Source organism: Curtobacterium sp. USHLN213, assembly GCF_037144815.1.
Classification (GTDB): domain Bacteria; phylum Actinomycetota; class Actinomycetes; order Actinomycetales; family Microbacteriaceae; genus Curtobacterium.
On the sequence record NZ_JBBCYQ010000001.1, the window covers coordinates 85,961 to 101,880 of the forward strand.

Sequence of the window (15,920 nt, forward strand, 5' to 3'; positions counted from 1 at the left end):
GACCGGCCGTCGCGACGCAGCGAGCAGCCGCGCGCGACCGAGGGAGGGAGATCGCGTGAACGGGATCGATTGGATCCAGACCGTCATCTGGATCGGACTGGTGCTCCTGCTGGGTGTGGTCGAGATATTCACGCTCGACTTCATCTTCATCATGCTCGCGGCCGGTGCTGCCGGCGGGCTGGTCGCCGCACTCCTCGGCGCACCGTGGTGGCTGTCGGCCATCATCGCCGCGGGCGTCGCCCTGCTGTTGCTGTCCGTCGTCCGGCCGCGGCTCCTGACGGCACTCGGTCGGAACGCCGACCCGCACCGCACCAACGTCGAGGGACTCATCGGGCTGCCGGGCACGGTCGCCGTCGCCTTCACCGCGTCCGCCCCCGGCCAGGTCCGCCTGGCCAACGGCGAGACCTGGAGCGCCCGAATCTCCGCCGACGCCACAGACCGAACACCGCCGCTCGGGACCCCCGTGGTCGTCGAGTCCATCGAGGGGTCGACGGCTGTCGTCCGCCTCGGAGAAAGGGCCACCTCGTGACCATCTCAGCCGGGACGATCGCACTGCTCGTCCTCATCCTCGTCGTCGTCATCTTCGTGATCGTCGTCCTGTCCCGCGCGATCCGCATCGTGCCGCAGGCGACCGCGGGGATCGTCGAACGCCTCGGGAAGTACCACAAGACCCTCAACCCCGGGTTGAACCTGCTGGTGCCGTTCATCGACCGGCTCCGGCCGCTGCTCGACATGCGCGAGCAGGTCGTGTCGTTCCCGCCGCAGCCCGTCATCACCGAGGACAACCTGGTGGTCTCGATCGACACGGTCGTCTACTTCCAGGTCACGGATGCCCGCGCCGCCACCTACGAGATCGCGAACTACCTCGGCGCGGTCGAGCAGCTCACGACCACCACGCTCCGCAACGTCGTCGGTGGCCTCAACCTCGAAGAGGCCCTGACCAGCCGCGACAACATCAACGGCCAACTCCGCGTCGTGCTCGACGAGGCGACCGGCAAGTGGGGCATCCGCGTCGGCCGCGTCGAGCTCAAGGCGATCGAGCCGCCCGTGTCGATCCAGGACGCCATGGAGCAGCAGCTGCGTGCCGAGCGCAGCCGTCGTGCCGCCATCCTGCAGGCCGAGGGGACGAAGCAGTCCCAGATCCTCGAGGCCGAGGGGCAGCGGCAGGCCGCCATCCTCGCGGCCGAGGGTGACGCGAAGGCCCAAGTCCTCCGCGCCGAGGGTGAAGCGCAGGCGATCGCCACGGTGTTCGACGCCATCCACACCGGCGACCCGGACGACAAGCTCCTGTCCTACCAGTACCTGCAGACCCTGCCGAAGATCGCCGAGGGCACCGCGAACAAGCTCTGGATGATCCCGAGCGAGTTCACCGAGGCACTGTCCGGCATCGCGAAGGGCTTCACCGCCGGGCGCACCGGCAGCGGACCGATCGCCGGCGGTGGTGCCGGGGGCGACTTCCTGTCGCGGATCTCCAAGCTCGCGAACGAGAGCCTGGCGAACAGCGCGGCCGCCGATGCCGCGGCCGGTTCGGTCCCCCGCCCGGACGCCACGGCGGCGGACATCGTCCCCGAGTCCGAGCTCGACCAGCGTCTCGCCGAGTCGAACAAGAGCGTCGACGCGCACCTCGCGGCGTCGGACGAGGCCGCGGCCGACGAGCTCCGCGACGCAGCGAAGGACGAGCACCACGGGAGCGCGACCGACGCCGGCCCCGACGCCTCCGGGCACCGCACGAGCGACGGCTCCGGCCGCCGCTGACCGCCACCACGACGACGACGCCCGCCCCGGGAGACCGGGGCGGGCGTCTTCGTCGTCGTGTGCGGGTCAGGCGCCGCGTCGTGCGCGCAGGAACTGCAGTCGCTCCTGCAGGAGCTCCTCGAGCTCTTCACGCGAGCGTCGCTCGAGCAGCATGTCCCAGTGGGTCCTGGGGGCCTTGACGTCCTCTGCGGCGACCTCGACGGGGATGCCGTCGTCACCGAGGAGTCGTCCTTCGCGACCGGAGCGAGGCTCCGACCACGTCTGGGGGACGTCCGCATCCGCCGAGAAGACGATGTCGAACGTCTCCCCCGATTCCGTCTGGTAGACCGCACGCTTGCGGTCCGAGAGCTCGACGCCCTCTTCGCTCTGGAGACTCTGACTCCCGAGCCGCATGCCGCGGAGACTCCGATCAGCCATGTGTGTGCTCCTCTCGCTCGTCTGCCCTCCACAACACTGTCCCACGCGCCTGCACTCCCGGACCGGCGCATTCACAGTCCTCTCCCAGTGCGGGGCCGCGGCCTGCTTGCTCAGGCGCGGCGAGCAGTGCTGCGGCGGGCCCAGGGCGCGCAGGCGAGCAGGGTGAGGAGCCCGCCGAGCGAGAGCAGGAGCGCGATCGATCCGGACGCCAGGGTCGCCGGGGTGGTGGTCGTCCCGAGCGGCACGTCCGTGATCATCGAGGTGGCGGTGTACGCCGGCACCCGGTCGATCGTCCGTCCGGTCGGGTCGATGACCTGCGACGCCCCGACGGTGGAGATGTTCACGAGCGACCGACCGGTCTCGATCGCCCGCATCCGAGCGATCTCGAGCTGCTGCAGGTTCTCGTCGGTGCCGTCGAAGTCCGCGTTGTTCGTCTGCGCCAGGATGACCTGCGCTCCCCCGCGCGCCATGTCGGTGGCGAGTCCGTCGTCGACGATGTCGAAGCAGATCGCGATGCCCGCCCGGACGCCGGCGACCGACAGCACGTTCGGCTTCGTCCCCGGGGTGTAGTCGCGCTGCAGCAGCCCGATGAGCGACGGAGCGAGCTTGGAGAAGAACCAGCGGTCCGGGACGTACTCGCCGAAGGGCACCGGCCGCTTCTTGTCGTAGGACGACTGCCAGCCGTCCTTCGTCCACACGAACGAGGTGTTGTGCAGGACCCCCGAGGACGTCTGCGTGATGGCGCCGGCGACGATCGGCGCCCCGACGGAGTCGACGACCTGGTCGAGGGCCGACGCGATCACCGGCTGCTGGCGCGGATCGAACTCGGCGGAGCCCTCGGGCCAGACCACGAGGTCGACCCCCTTCGCCTCGACGTCGGTCGCCGCGACCTGCGCGCTCAGCACCGCGCCCGGCGCCGCCCGGTCGAAGTACCCCGCGGGGCCGTCGCCCTGCACCGACTCGATCCGGATCGTGCCGTCGGTGGCGGTCGGCCACGCGGGCACGGCGAGCACGGCGGCGACGAGCAGTCCCGCCGTCGCGACGCGGACGGGCACCCGGACGGCCCGGCCGGGACCGCGGGGCACGACCAGGGCGAGCGACACGACGACCGCGACGCAGTACACGACGACGAACGTCACCCCGAGCACACCCACGTAGGCAGCCAGGTGCGTGAACGGGCCCTGCGACTGCGAGAGTCCGACCCGCCCCCACGCGAAGCCGCCGTAGGGCCAGCTCCCCGAGAACCACTCGCGTCCGGTCCAGAGCGCGGCGACGACGGCCGGGAGGCCCCACACGCGTCCGGCGGTGGACGGCACGACACGCGCCACCCAGCGGTACGCGAGGGCGATCGCGACGCTGCCGAGGGCGAAGAACGCGGCTTCGAACAGCGCGAGCGCGAACCACGGGACCGGGCCGAGGTAGCGGCCGGCCCACGAGATCGCGGGGATCCAGAAGGCCGCGCCGGAGACGTACCCGAGCCAGGCGGCGCGCCGGGCACGCTGGCCCATCGCGGCGAGCAGCATGCACGCGAGTGCGGGGTAGGCGAGGAACCACCAGCCCGGCGACGGGAAGGCGAGTGCGAACAGCACGCCCCCGATGACGGCGAGCGGGAACGCCTGCGCGAGCGGCAGGGCGGCGAAGTCGGACCGGCGGCCGGCCGGAGGGCGCACGGCGGAGCCGCGACCCCCCGCCGCGGACGCGCGCGCGGCGGCCCCGGACGCGCGCGCAGCCGAGGCGATGGGCGCGGTGGAGACGGCGCCCTGCGGGCGCACGTCGGACTCGGGAACCGGCACCGTGCCTCCTGTCAGACCGCCGCGTAGGCGACGATGCCGCGGCGCACCGCGTCCGTCGCCCGCCGTGCGGTCTGGGCGAGGTCGTCGTCGCCGGCGTTCCGGATCTGGTCGAGCAGGTCGATGACCTGCTTCGACCAGCGCACGAAGTCACCGGCCGGCAGGTCGAGCGTGCGCAGCACGTCGTCGAGCGCGGAACCGGACGCCCAGCGGAACATGCCGACCGCGGCGGCCGGGGTCGGCGGCTGCGACCCGGCGAGTCGGGCGTCGCGCTCGATGTCGTCGAGTCGGGACCAGATGGTCAGGGTCTCGTCGAGTGCCGGACGGAACGCCCCGCGGGGCAGGGCGTGCTCGGTGCCGGGCGCGTCTTCTCGGCGGGGCTGGTAGACGATCGTGGCGGCCATCGCGGCGAGCTGCGCCGGGGTGAGGTCCTTCCAGACGCCCGCCTCGAGGCACTCGGCGACGAGCAGGTCGCGCTCACCGTAGATCCGCTGCAGCCGACGCCCGCCGGCGGCGACCGTGGCCTCGCCGTTGCCGGTGTCGACCAGGTAGCCGAGCTGCAGGAGCACGTTCGTGACCCGGTCGAACGTGGTCGCGACCGCACCCGTGCGGGAACGGATCTGCTGCAGGAGCTTGTCGTTGGCGCGCTTCAGCTTGTACCAGCGCTCGGACCAGCGCGCATGGGCCTCGCGGTCGGGGCAGGCGTGGCAGGGGTGCCGCTGCATGCGCCGTCGGACGTCCGTGATGGCGGCCTGTCGCTCGGCCCGGGCGCCGTGCGAGGCCTCGCGCCCGCCGGGGACGTTCGTCCGCTCGAGGTCGGAGAGTTCACGGCGCAGGGCCGCGTACTCGGTGAAGTCGCCGAGGTGGCACTGCATCGCCTGCTGGTAGCCGTCGAGGGACTCCTGCTGCGACCGCACCTTCCGCGCGAGGTCGACGACCGAACGGTCGGCCTGGAACTGCGCGAACGACGTCTCGAGGACCTCGCGCGTGCGCTGCCGACCGAACTGGTCGATGAGGTTCACGGCCATGTTGTAGGTCGGCTTGAACGACGAGTTCAGCGGGTAGGTGCGGCGGCTCGCGAGCGACGCGACGCCCTGGGGATCGAGGCCGTCCGACCACTGGATGACCGAATGCCCCTCGACGTCGATGCCACGACGCCCGGCGCGACCGGTGAGCTGCGTGTACTCCCCCGGCGTGATCGGGACGCGGGCCTCGCCGTTGAACTTCTCGAGCTTCTCGAGGACGACCGTGCGGGCCGGCATGTTCACGCCGAGCGCCAGGGTCTCCGTCGCGAACACGACCTTGAGGAGCTTGCGCTGGAAGAGGTCCTCCACCACCTCCTTGAAGGCCGGCAGGAGCCCGGCGTGGTGCGCCGCGACGCCGCGTTCGAGGCCCTCGAGCCACTCCCAGAAGCCGAGCACGGCGAGGTCCTCGTCGAGGAGGGTGCGGCAGTGGTACTCCGCCGTCTCGCGGATCTCGTTGCGCTCCTGCGCCGTCGTCAGCGACAGCCCCGACCGGAGCACGTTCCGGACGCCCTGGTCGCACCCGTTCCGGCTGAACACGAAGAAGATCGCGGGCAGGAGCATCCGCTCGTCGAGCATGTGGGCGATGCGCTCGCGGTGCAGCTTCTCGGTGCGCGGACCACGACGGTCGTGGTAGCCCCCGCGCCCCCGTCCGCCGCGGTGTCCGCCGCCGTGCCGTTCGCTGCGCGAGGCACCGCCGACGAGCCGGAGCAGCTCCGGGTTGACGCGGTTCGTCGCCGCGGCACCGCTGGAGTCGAACAGGTCGACCATCTTCGAGCCGACGAGCACGTGCTGCTCGAGCGGCACGGGGCGGTCCTCGGAGACGATGACGTCGGTGTCGCCGCGGACGGTCTGCAGCCAGTCGCCGAACTCTTCCGCGTTGGAGACCGTGGCGCTGAGGGAGACGAGCCGGACCTCGGTCGGGAGGTGCAGGATCACCTCTTCCCAGACGGCACCGCGGAACCGGTCGGCGAGGTAGTGGACCTCGTCGAGGACGACCCACGCGAGGTCGTCGAGCAGGTCGGAGTCCGCGTAGATCATGTTCCGCAGGACCTCGGTCGTCATCACGACGACGCGGGCCCGCGGGTTCACGTTCGTGTCGCCGGTCAGCAGCCCGACCTCGGACTCGCCGTAGACGTCGACGAGCTCGGCGTACTTCTGGTTGCTCAGGGCCTTCATCGGTGTCGTGTAGAACACCTTCGCCGTCGGCTGCCGCATCGCCAGCCAGATCGCGAACTCGGCCACGATCGTCTTGCCGGCCCCGGTCGGCGCGGCCACGAGGACGCTGCGCCCCTGGTCGAGCGCGTCGCACGCGGCGAACTGGAACGGGTCGAGGTCGAACCGCAGGTCGGCGCGGAAGAGTTCGAGGTTGCGGGACCGGTTCCGGACCTTCGCCGCCCGGAACCGTTCGGCAGCGCTCGGCTCCGTCGTGCTCACAGGCCGTACTCTTCGTCGAGCTTCGCCTGGCGCTTCGCCACCCGGCGGTCGTGGAGCCAGGCCACCGCGCACGCGGCGACGTACAGCACGATCATCGGCACGGCGAGCAGGAACATCGAGATGACGTCGGCGCTGGGCGTCACGATGGCGCAGAAGACCAGGATGCAGAGGATCGCCACGCGCCAGGACTTGATGATCGAGGACGCGGACAGCACGCCGACGAAGTTCAGCAGCACGAGGAACACCGGTAGGACGAACGCGATGCCGACGGCGACGATGAGCTTGATGACGAAGTCGTAGTAGGCCTTGGCGTCGACGATCGAGGTGTCCTGGCTCGACACGAAGCTGCCGAGGATGCCGACCACGTGCGGCAGGATGTACCACCCGAACCAGCAGCCCGCGAAGAACAGCGGGATCGCGGTGCCGAGGAAGCCCCACACGTACTGCTTCTCACGCCGCACCAGCGCCGGGACGATGAACGCCCAGATCTGGTAGAGCCACACCGGGCTCGCGATGACGATGCCGATCGTGATGGCGATCTGCAGCTTCAGGTCGAACGCGCCCGTGATCATCGGGAAGTTCAGTTCGGCCGTGTGCCCGCCGACCTTCGCGAGCTGGGAGACCGGCGACCGGAGCGCGTCGAGCACGAACGGGGTGAGGAACCACCCACCGACCGCGGCGACGACGATCGCGATCACTGCGCGGAACAGGCGGTTGCGCAGCTCGATGAGGTGCTGCCCGAGCGACATGCGGCCTTCGGCGTCCTTCGTCGGACGCCCGGTCCGCCTCGCTCGCCCGCGCGCGGTCGTCGAAGCCATGGGTCGATCCTACGGGGTCGGGACCGACAGTCGGCCGCGACGTGCGTTCGCACAGGAGGGTCACGGGCCTGGAGGCGCGGGGCGGGCCCGCACCGCGCCTCCCGTCCGTCGGTCAGCACGTCGGCGGCGGGGCCGACGCGTGTCCGGTCCGGCGGTCGCGCGCGGTCCGGCGTCCGCACTCGGTTCGAACCACGGAACCGACGTCGAACCACGTCGCGGTACCGGTTCGACGTCGGTTTCGTGGTTCGACGTGCGCGACACGCAGCGCCGGTCCGGCGGTTGCGCGCGGCTCAGTCGGCGGCGAGGGCGGCCGCGGCGAAGTCGCGCACCGCGGCCCGTGCAGCCGGCGGGTCGAGCACGACCGCGCGACCGGGCAGCCCCGCGACAAGCCGCACCACACCGTCAAAGCCGTTCGACGCTGCCAGCCGGATGCGCACCCGGCCGTCGGTGTCGGGCGCGTCGGCCGTGTCGGCGAGGAAGTCGGCCACGAGCGGCAGCGACGAGGAGTCGAGCTCGACGGTGACGATCACGTCCTCGGCCGCCTGCTGGAACAGCGTGTCCGGGATCACCACGTCGTCGATCGACTTCTCCGCCGGGCGGTCGTCGACCCGTACGCCGGACATCCGGTCGAGCCGGAACGTCCGGAGGGCCTGTCGGTCGAGGTCCCACGCCCGCAGGTACCAGTCGGTGTCGATCGACTCCACACGCAGCGCGTCGACGCGGCGGGTGCTCCCCTGCGTGCGCGGACCGGCGTACTCGAACGCGAGCCCGCGGCCGTCGGCCATCGCGCGGCGGATGACCGCGAGGGCGACGTCGTGCAGGTCCTGCCCGACGGCGACGTTCGCGGCCGCGCCACCGGCACCGCGGGACAGCTTCGCCATGAGCGCGCGGATCGCGTCGCGGTCGGCGGCCTCGGGGAGGGCGGACAGGTACTGCAGCCCGGCGATGAGCGCGGACGCCTCGCGCGCCGAGAGCCGCGGGGAGTCGTCGATCGCGACGAGGTTCGTCAGCACGATCATGTCGTTCTGGTCGAAGTCGTCCCACGCGATGTCGAAAAGGTCGCCGTGCTGGTACTGCATCGTCTCGCCGGGGACGCCGGACACCGCGATGAGCTCGACGGCACGGCGGATCCGGGTCTCGGGGACGCCGAAGTGCCGAGCGGCCTCGGCGACCGAGACGCGCTCGCGGTCGATCAGGTACGGCACGAGGGCGAGCAGGAACGCGAGCTTGTCCTGCGCCTGGAGTGGTTGCTGCTCAGCCACGGGGGCTCCCGTCCTGGTCGGCGGCGGGCTCGGCGTGGTCCGCGGGTGCCGGTGCGTCGGCGGGTGCCGGTGCGTCGGCGTGGTCGGCGGGTGCCGGTGCGTCGGCGTGGTCGGCGGGTGCCGGTGCGTCGGCGTGGTCGGCGACGAGGGCCCGCAGGCGCTCGGTCACCCGGTCGCGCAGGTCGTCCGGCTCGAGCACGCGAACCTCGGGCCCGAAGGCGGCGAGCTCCTCGGCGAGGATCTGGGGGTCGACGTGGTGCAGGACGAGGACGCCGTCGTCATCGGTCTCGGTGTCCCGCCGGCGGGCGAGCCGACGTTCGGCGTCCGACCCCGGTGCGACCCGGATCCGGGCGGTGCGTGCCGCCCAGATGCGCTCGAGCTCCGCCAGCGCGCGTTCGCCCCCACCGGCCGGGGCCGGGTGCTGCCCGACCTCGTACTGGGCGACGGGCCCGACGATCCGGGAGAGCAGGTAGTTCTTCTCGCTGTCCGTCGCGAACTCGTGCGCGGCGAGCATCCAGCGGCCGCCGTGCTGGACGAGTGCGACCGGGGCCACCTGACGCCGACGCGGCTCGTGCTGCCCCGGCGTGATGTAGTCGAAGCGGACCGCGGCGGACCGGTCGAGCGCCGAGCGCAGCGGCTCGAAGGCGACGTCACGGGCGCGGAGCCGCGGGGCGTACGCGTCGACGCCGAGGGCCCCGGCGCCGTCGTCCTCGGATCCGGCGGACCGCACCTTGAGCAGGCCGCGACGGGAGTCGGCGGAGAGCGCGCCCTCGCGCCAGGCCATCGCGGCGAGGGACAGGAGCGCGGACTCGTCCGGCGTGAAGCGGACGTCGACGGGCAGGTCGTACTCGCCCTTCGGGATCCGGTAGCGGAGCGTCTGGTTGTTGCCGGCGGCACCCGGGGTCTCGATGGTCTCGAGCGGGATGCCCAGCTCGCGGACGTCGTCCTTGTCGCGCTCGAACTGGCGCTCCAGCGAGGCGTTGTCGCCGCCTGTCGTGAACCGCTGCCGGTAGCCCTGCACGTTGGCCAGGATCTCGGACTTCGTCAGCCCGGACTCCGTCGAGAGCAGCGCGAGCACCAGGCTGAACAGCCGTTCCTCGGCAGGCACACGGGGCACACGGGTCGCTGGCACGAGCCGATCCTACGGCAGCGCGGGTGCACCGGAGTGCACCCGCGCCGCGGTCCGTGGACGGTCCGGGAGGGTCAGGCGGAGATCTTCCCGAGGACGTCGATCACGTACGCGTACGCCGCGCCCTGCTGGTGCACGATCGTGAGCACCTGGTCGCCGACACGGTGCCCGACGATGGCGTTCCGGACGCCTTCCTGCACCTGGCCCTTGGTGAGCGGCACGGTCTGCGCGCCCGAGCCGTCGGTCCAGCTGGAGCCGGCCACCGAGGCGTCGGTGCCGTCAGCGGGCCACGACACGGCGGTGTACTTGATGACGGCGGTGTCCTTGTCGGTGAGCTCGGCGCCGTGCCCCTTGCGGAGCAGGTGCGTCTCGTCCGACTTCGGCGCGGACCACGAGGGGATCGTGATGCCGGGCGCACCCGACGGCGCGAGGACGACGGCGGGCATCCCGTCCCCGGCGAGCTGCGGCGTGCCGGTCGCGCGGGCGTCGAAGGCCTTCTTGACGTCGATGACGGCGATGACGGCGTCCTCGGTCTTGGTCGACGAGGTCTCCGTGTCGCCGGTGGTCGAGGAGCTCAGGGCGCTCTTCGGCAGTGCGACGGCGAGGCGGTCACCGACGTGCGCGCACTCGAGGGAGGCGCCGAGCGCCCCGTAGTTGTCGGCACCCGCGGTGATCGGGGCGGTCTGGCCGGAGTACCCGCTCGTCTGTGCGACCTCGCCGGTCGCACCGTCGACGAGGGTGTACTCGATCACGACGGGCGTGCCGTCCTCGATCTCGCGACCCTCGCCCTGGCGGAGGACCGAGACCTGGGTGCCCTTCGTGGTGAGGCCGCTCGGGATGTTGACCTTCGGCTCCTTGCCGAACGCACCCGTGGCGGTGACCGCCTCGGACGCGGCACCGGGAGCGGCGCAGCTCGACGGCGTGGAACCGGCCCCGCTCGCCGCGCACCCGGTGAGTGCTGCGGCGAGGCCGATGGTGACCAGGAGTGCGGGGATGGTGCGCACGGACCCTCTTTCCGTTCGATGCAGGACGGGCACGTCGCGTAGCCTACCGGTCGTCCTCAGCAGCGCCGTCCGCGTCGGACGCGGCGGGTCCGGCCTCGGCTGCGGCGACCTTGCGGGCCTGTGCCGCCGCCTGTCGCGCGACCTTGCGGAGCTTCTTGTCGCTGGCCGACCGCTCGCCGACGGCGCCGGGCGTCCAGGCCTCGACGTCCTCGTCGGAGAACTCCGCCTTGCCTGCGCGACGCTTCAGGTTCGGCAGCACGACACCGTCGGCCAGCCGGCGTGCCGTGACGAGGAACCCGGTGTGCCCGACCATTCGGTGGTCCGGGCGGACGGCGAGGCCCTCGACGTGCCAGGTGCGGACCAGGGTCTCGCTGGACTGCGGGTCCGTGAAGCGCCCGGTGTCGCGGAGCGCCTCGGCCGTGCGGGACAGCTGCGTGACGGTCGCGACGTAGCAGACGATGAGACCACCGGGGACGAGGGCGTCCGCTGCGGCGTCGACGCACTCCCACGGCGCGAGCATGTCGAGGACGACCCGGTCGACGCTCTGCGGTTCGGCGGCGCCGGGCAGCTCCTCGACGAGGTCACCGACCGTGACCGACCAGTTGTCCGGGACGGCGCCGAGGAAGGTGCCGACGTTGCCACGGGCGATCGCGGCGAACTCCTCGCGGCGCTCGAACGACTGCAGCTGTCCGGTCGGTCCGATCGCCCGCAGGAGGAACAGCGAGAGCGCGCCGGAACCGACACCGGCCTCGACCACGCGGGCGCCCGGGAAGACGTCGGCGAAGGCCACGATCTGAGCGGCGTCCTTCGGGTACACGATGGCGGCACCGCGCGGCATCGACATCACGTAGTCGTTGAGGAGCGGACGCAGCGCGAGGTACTCGTCACCGGTGCTCGCCCGGATCACCGACCCGTCCGGCTGCCCGATGACGTCGTCGTGCCGCAGGACGCCGCGGTGCGTGTGGTACTCCCCCGCGACCTCGAGCGACAGGGTCGTCAGCTTGCCCTTCGGACCGGTCAGCTGCACGCGGTCACCGGCGCGGAAGGGTCCGCGCGGCGGGGTGTGCGGTGCGCCGCCCGCGGTGTGCGGCAGCGACTCGGTGGGGTTCGGGAGCGCGTCGGTCATCGTGCGACCTCCTGGGTGCGGGCGGCGAGGGCCGGGCCGGTCAGCTCGACGAGCCGGTCGACGTCGACGTCCGCGAGGGTGGTGAGGTGGACGTCGCCGCCCGTGATGTCCGACAGCGGGACGATGTGCTCGACGGCCACCGTGACCGCGCCGGAGGCCACGGCCGAGGCCACGCCGGTCGCCGAGTCCTCGATCGCGACGCACGCGGTCGGGTCGACGCCGAGCTGTGCGGCGGCGGACAAGTAGGCGTCGGGGAAGGGCTTCGGCCGCTCGACGTCGTCACCCGCGACGACGACCCGGAACCCGCGGGCACCGAGCGCATCGGCGGCGACGAGCGCCATCTTCCGACGGGACATCGTGACGAGGGCGGTCGGGATGCCGCGGTCGTGCAGGCCCTCGATGAGCTCGCGGGCACCGGGACGCCACGGCAGTTCACCGTCGCGCAGGCGCACCATCACGTACTCGGTCATCCACTGGATGATCTCCTCGACCTCCATGTCGACGCCCTTGTCGCGGAGGATCTCCCCCGAGCGCTCGAGGCCGCTGCCCACCAGGGCGAGACCGTCCTCGTGGGTCCAGACGACGCCGTAGCGGTCGGTGAGTTCGACCTGGGACTGCTGCCAGATCGGCTCGGTGTCGATGATCGTGCCGTCCATGTCCCACAGCACGGCTGCGGGCGGGACGAGGGCGGAGGGTTGCGCGGTCACGGGCGACGAGTCTACCGGGGCGGTCCGCCCGCGTTCCGCTCACCGCGGACGCGTGGACGCACTCCGGTCGAGCGGCCCTATCCTTGTTGCTGCGAATGTCCGGTCGCGCGCGACCTGCGAGCCGCCCGCGCCCCGCTCCACCACCAGGAGGTCCCGTCCGTGCCACAGCACTCCCCCTTCAGCGACGGTCGACTGCTCGTCGTCGCCTTCGAGGGCTGGAACGACGCCGGAGAAGCGGCGAGCGGTCTCGCCAGGCGCATCGTCGAGTCGCTCGAGCTCGACGAGCTGCGCGAACTCGACGGTGAGCGGTACGTCGACTACCAGTTCAACCGCCCGAACGTCGGCACGGACGAGAACGGCGGCCGGGGCATCCAGTGGCCGCGGATCGTCCTGCACGGTCCCGGTGCCGAGGGCCGACCCGTGATCGGAGCCACCGGCTCCCCGTCCGAACGCGACGTCTACGTGCTCGTCGGCCCCGAGCCCTCGCGGACCTGGCGCGGCTTCTGCGCGGAGATCATCGACCTCGCGGACGTCTACTCGATCGACGCCGTCGTCTTCGTCGGCGCGATGCTCGCCGACGTCCCGCACACCCGACCCATCTCGGTGTTCGTGTCGAGCGAGAACGCGGGCGTGCGTGCCGCGTTCGACGTCGACCGCTCCTCGTACGAGGGCCCGACCGGGATCCTCGGGGTGCTCGCCGACGCGATGGACAGCGCCGGCCTCACCACGCTGTCGCTCTGGGCCTCGGTGCCGCACTACGTGCACAACTCGCCGTCCCCCAAGGCGACGCTCTCGCTGCTCGACAAGATCGAGGAGCTCACCGACGTCACGGTCCCGCGGGGATCGCTGCTCGACGACGCCACCGAGTGGGAGGAGGGCATCGACGCCCTCGCCGCCGACGACGAGGACATGGCGTCCTACATCGGTCAGCTCGAGCAGGCGCGGGACACGGTCGACTCCCCCGAGGCGTCGGGCGACGCCATCGCGCAGGAGTTCGAGCAGTACCTCCGCCGACGCGAGCGCAAGGACGGCAAGGACGGCGGGACCGCCGGGGGCGAGGGGTTCCGCCCGCCGCCACCGTCGCAGTAGACGCGACCACACGGACGGACGGGAGGCGCGGGCGGGGGGGGGGGGCGGGCCCCCCCCCCCCCCCCCCGCCCCTCCCCCCCCCCCCCCCCGCCGGGGGGGGGGGCGGGGGCCCTGGGCCCCCCCCGCCTCCCGTCCGTCACACGGTCGCGTCCCGTCCCGTCCGCGCGAGCGGGCACTTTTGGTCACGCTCGGCGCCTGGAGTCGGGCGATTCCGCCCTCTCGGCGAACCTGAGCGGCATGTCCTGCCGCTCGACGAACGGGGGCGGCCGACCGGGTCAGCCGAGGCGGATGCCGAGCAGGGCGTCGACCAGGTCCACGAGGTCCGGCGTGACCGCCGTCCCGCCCGCGATCGCCGTGTCGACCGCGGCGACGGCGCCCGGCGTGTCGAGGTCGTCCGCGACACGGGCGCGGACCCGGGCGATGACCTCGGCCGCGTCGTCGGCGTGTCCGGCGTCGCTCCCGGAGGCCCAGGCGTCCCACGTTGCCAGGCGCGTGGTGGCGCTGGTGAGCTCGGTGTCGAACCACTCCCAGTCGTCGGAGTACTTGTGCGACAGCAGCGCGAGGCGGATCGCACGCGGGTCGGCGCCGTCGTCGAGCAGCCCACGGACCGTGACGAGGTTGCCGAGCGACTTCGAGATCTTCTCACCCTGGTAGGCGATCATCCCGGTGTGCACGAACGCCTGCGCGAGCGGCTGGTGCGCGAGCGCTGCGGCGTGCCCGGCGCTCATCTCGTGGTGCGGGAAGACGAGGTCGCTGCCGCCGCCCTGGACGCTGATCGGCAGGCCGAGCCGGTCGCCGGCGATGACGCTGCACTCGATGTGCCACCCGGGGCGCCCGGGACCGACGGCGGAGTCCCAGCTCGGCTCGCCCGCTCGTGCGGCGCGCCACAGCAGCGGGTCGAGCGGGTCGCGCTTGCCCGCACGGTCGGGGTCGCCGCCGCGCTCGGCCGACAGCGCGAGCATGGTCTCGCGGTCGAGGCCGCTCTCGTCCCCGAGCGACCAGGCCTCGGTCGGGCGGTTCACGTCGAAGTAGAGGTCGTCGCCGGCCGACTCCGGCGTCGGCACGGCGTAGGCGTAGCCGGTCTCCTGCAGGAACGCCACGGCCTCGGCGATGCGTTCGACCTCGTCCGTCACCGCCACGAAGTCGTCCGGCGGCAGGACCCGCAGCGCCTCCATGTCGCGCCGGAACAGGTCGATCTGCGAGGCCGCGAGCTCGCGCCAGTCGACGCCGTCCCGCGCTGCCCGTTCGAGGAGCGGGTCGTCGACGTCCGTGGTGTTCTGCGCGTACTCGACCTCGAACCCGGCGTCCCGCCAGACACGACCGAGCGTGTCGAACGAGAGGTAGGTCGCGGCGTGGCCGAGGTGGGTGGCGTCGTACGGGGTGATGCCGCACACGTAGAGCGCCGCACGCTCCTCGCCACCGGTCGGGTCGACGGGCTTGCCGGTCGCCGTGTCGTGCACGACCGGGCGGGGCGCGGCGCCCGGGACATCGGGGACGGACGGGACCTGCCAGGCCCTCACGGCTGGATCACTCCGAGCGACAACAACACGATGAGAACGATACCGAGTGCGATGCGGTAGACGACGAACGGCATGAAGCTGCGCTTGCTGATGTAGTTCATGAACGCCGCGATCACGACGAAGCCGACGACGAAGGCGACCACCGTGGCGATGAGCGTGTCGACCACGCCGAACGGCGCGCCGGTGTCACCGAGGCTCGTGGCGGCCTCGTACAGGCCGGAGAGGAACACGGCGGGCACGGCGAGCAGGAACGCGAACCGGGCGGCCGCCGGGCGGGTGTAGCCGAGCGCGAGCCCCATCGACACGGTCGCGCCGGAACGCGAGACGCCGGGCACGAGGGCGAGCATCTGCGCGAGGCCGATCAGGATCCCGCCGCCGAACGTCATGTGCTCGATGCGCCGGACCTTCTTGCCGACGACGTCGAGCACGCCGAGCACGATGCCGAACACGATGAGGACGATCGCGACGATCCACAGCGACCGGAACGTCGTCTCGATCGAGTCCTTGAGCAGCAGGCCGGCGATGCCGATCGGGATGGTCCCGAGGATCACGAGCCACCCGAGTCGGGCGTCCGGGTCGTTCCGGGGCACGGTCTTCCCCGACAGCGACCGGAACCACCGGCCGACGATCCGGGTGATGTCGCGCCAGAAGTAGATCAGCACGGCGGTCTCGGTGCCGAGTTGCGTCACCGCGGTGAACGCCGCGCCCGGGTCCTGCGCGTCCGGCAGGAACAGCCCGACGATGCGGAGGTGGGCGCTGGACGACACCGGGAGGAACTCGGTGAGCCCCTGGACGAAGCCGAGGAAGATCGCCTCGAGGATGTGCACGGCTCGGGCCTTTCGGG

General features: G+C 72.1%; 14 protein-coding genes. 3 read left to right on the forward strand and 11 right to left on the reverse strand.

Annotated features, from left to right (window positions below):
* Nucleotides 1-55 precede the first annotated feature (55 nt).
* Together WFH25_RS00415 and WFH25_RS00420 are read left to right on the forward strand one after the other, a co-directional pair.
* Complete coding sequence (locus tag WFH25_RS00415) at nt 56-529, forward strand: NfeD family protein (RefSeq protein ID WP_254789583.1); 474 nt, start codon at nt 56-58, stop codon at nt 527-529.
* Nucleotides 526-1,755: an SPFH domain-containing protein gene (locus WFH25_RS00420; protein ID WP_070419006.1), complete on the forward strand. Its 1,230-nt coding sequence runs from the start codon at nt 526-528 to the stop codon at nt 1,753-1,755. Before WFH25_RS00415 ends, WFH25_RS00420 begins: the two co-directional genes overlap by 4 nt.
* A gap of 66 nt (nt 1,756-1,821) precedes the next feature.
* On the opposite strand, the gene WFH25_RS00425 is transcribed toward WFH25_RS00420, so the two are convergent.
* The 9 genes from WFH25_RS00425 to WFH25_RS00465 form a co-directional block, all read right to left on the reverse strand.
* Complete coding sequence (locus WFH25_RS00425) at nt 1,822-2,172, reverse strand: RNA polymerase-binding protein RbpA (RefSeq protein WP_111116451.1); 351 nt, start codon at nt 2,170-2,172, stop codon at nt 1,822-1,824.
* Between the two features lie 110 nt (nt 2,173-2,282).
* Complete coding sequence (gene lnt, locus WFH25_RS00430; RefSeq protein ID WP_336696482.1) at nt 2,283-3,842, reverse strand: apolipoprotein N-acyltransferase; 1,560 nt, start codon at nt 3,840-3,842, stop codon at nt 2,283-2,285.
* A gap of 134 nt (nt 3,843-3,976) precedes the next feature.
* Entirely contained in the window at nt 3,977-6,421 is a 2,445-nt protein-coding gene (locus WFH25_RS00435; protein WP_336696483.1) for a DEAD/DEAH box helicase, read from the reverse strand.
* Nucleotides 6,418-7,170, reverse strand: a complete 753-nt coding sequence (gene tatC, locus WFH25_RS00440; RefSeq protein ID WP_070419009.1) for a twin-arginine translocase subunit TatC — start codon at nt 7,168-7,170, stop codon at nt 6,418-6,420. The genes WFH25_RS00435 and tatC overlap by 4 nt, the downstream gene beginning before the upstream one ends.
* Nucleotides 7,171-7,529: 359 nt before the next feature.
* The gene (locus WFH25_RS00445; RefSeq protein ID WP_336696484.1) at nt 7,530-8,501 is read right to left on the reverse strand and encodes a helix-turn-helix transcriptional regulator; all 972 of its coding nucleotides are present in this window, start codon (nt 8,499-8,501) and stop codon (nt 7,530-7,532) included.
* Nucleotides 8,494-9,633 (reverse strand): helix-turn-helix transcriptional regulator, encoded by a 1,140-nt coding sequence (locus WFH25_RS00450; RefSeq protein WP_336696485.1) that lies wholly within the window; start codon nt 9,631-9,633, stop codon nt 8,494-8,496. The genes WFH25_RS00445 and WFH25_RS00450 overlap by 8 nt, the downstream gene beginning before the upstream one ends.
* 71 nt (nt 9,634-9,704) lie before the next feature.
* Nucleotides 9,705-10,634 carry a hypothetical protein gene (locus WFH25_RS00455; RefSeq protein ID WP_092387091.1) on the reverse strand — a complete coding sequence of 310 codons (930 nt, stop codon included), beginning with the start codon at nt 10,632-10,634 and terminating at the stop codon, nt 9,705-9,707.
* Between the two features lie 43 nt (nt 10,635-10,677).
* Nucleotides 10,678-11,760, reverse strand: coding sequence for a tRNA (adenine-N1)-methyltransferase (locus WFH25_RS00460; protein ID WP_229085971.1), 1,083 nt, complete (start codon nt 11,758-11,760; stop codon nt 10,678-10,680).
* Nucleotides 11,757-12,467, reverse strand: coding sequence for an HAD family hydrolase (locus WFH25_RS00465; protein WP_229085973.1), 711 nt, complete (start codon nt 12,465-12,467; stop codon nt 11,757-11,759). Before WFH25_RS00465 ends, WFH25_RS00460 begins: the two co-directional genes overlap by 4 nt.
* Nucleotides 12,468-12,626: 159 nt before the next feature.
* Here WFH25_RS00465 and WFH25_RS00470 point away from each other — a divergent pair, with 159 nt between their 5' ends.
* Nucleotides 12,627-13,556, forward strand: a complete 930-nt coding sequence (locus tag WFH25_RS00470; RefSeq protein ID WP_070419012.1) for a proteasome assembly chaperone family protein — start codon at nt 12,627-12,629, stop codon at nt 13,554-13,556.
* A 275-nt stretch (nt 13,557-13,831) separates the two neighbouring features.
* Here WFH25_RS00470 and mshC read toward each other — a convergent pair whose 3' ends face one another.
* Nucleotides 13,832-15,076 carry a cysteine--1-D-myo-inosityl 2-amino-2-deoxy-alpha-D-glucopyranoside ligase gene (gene mshC / locus WFH25_RS00475; protein ID WP_071301559.1) on the reverse strand — a complete coding sequence of 415 codons (1,245 nt, stop codon included), beginning with the start codon at nt 15,074-15,076 and terminating at the stop codon, nt 13,832-13,834.
* Complete coding sequence (locus tag WFH25_RS00480; RefSeq protein WP_070419014.1) at nt 15,073-15,903, reverse strand: undecaprenyl-diphosphate phosphatase; 831 nt, start codon at nt 15,901-15,903, stop codon at nt 15,073-15,075. Before WFH25_RS00480 ends, mshC begins: the two co-directional genes overlap by 4 nt.
* Nucleotides 15,904-15,920 lie beyond the last annotated feature (17 nt).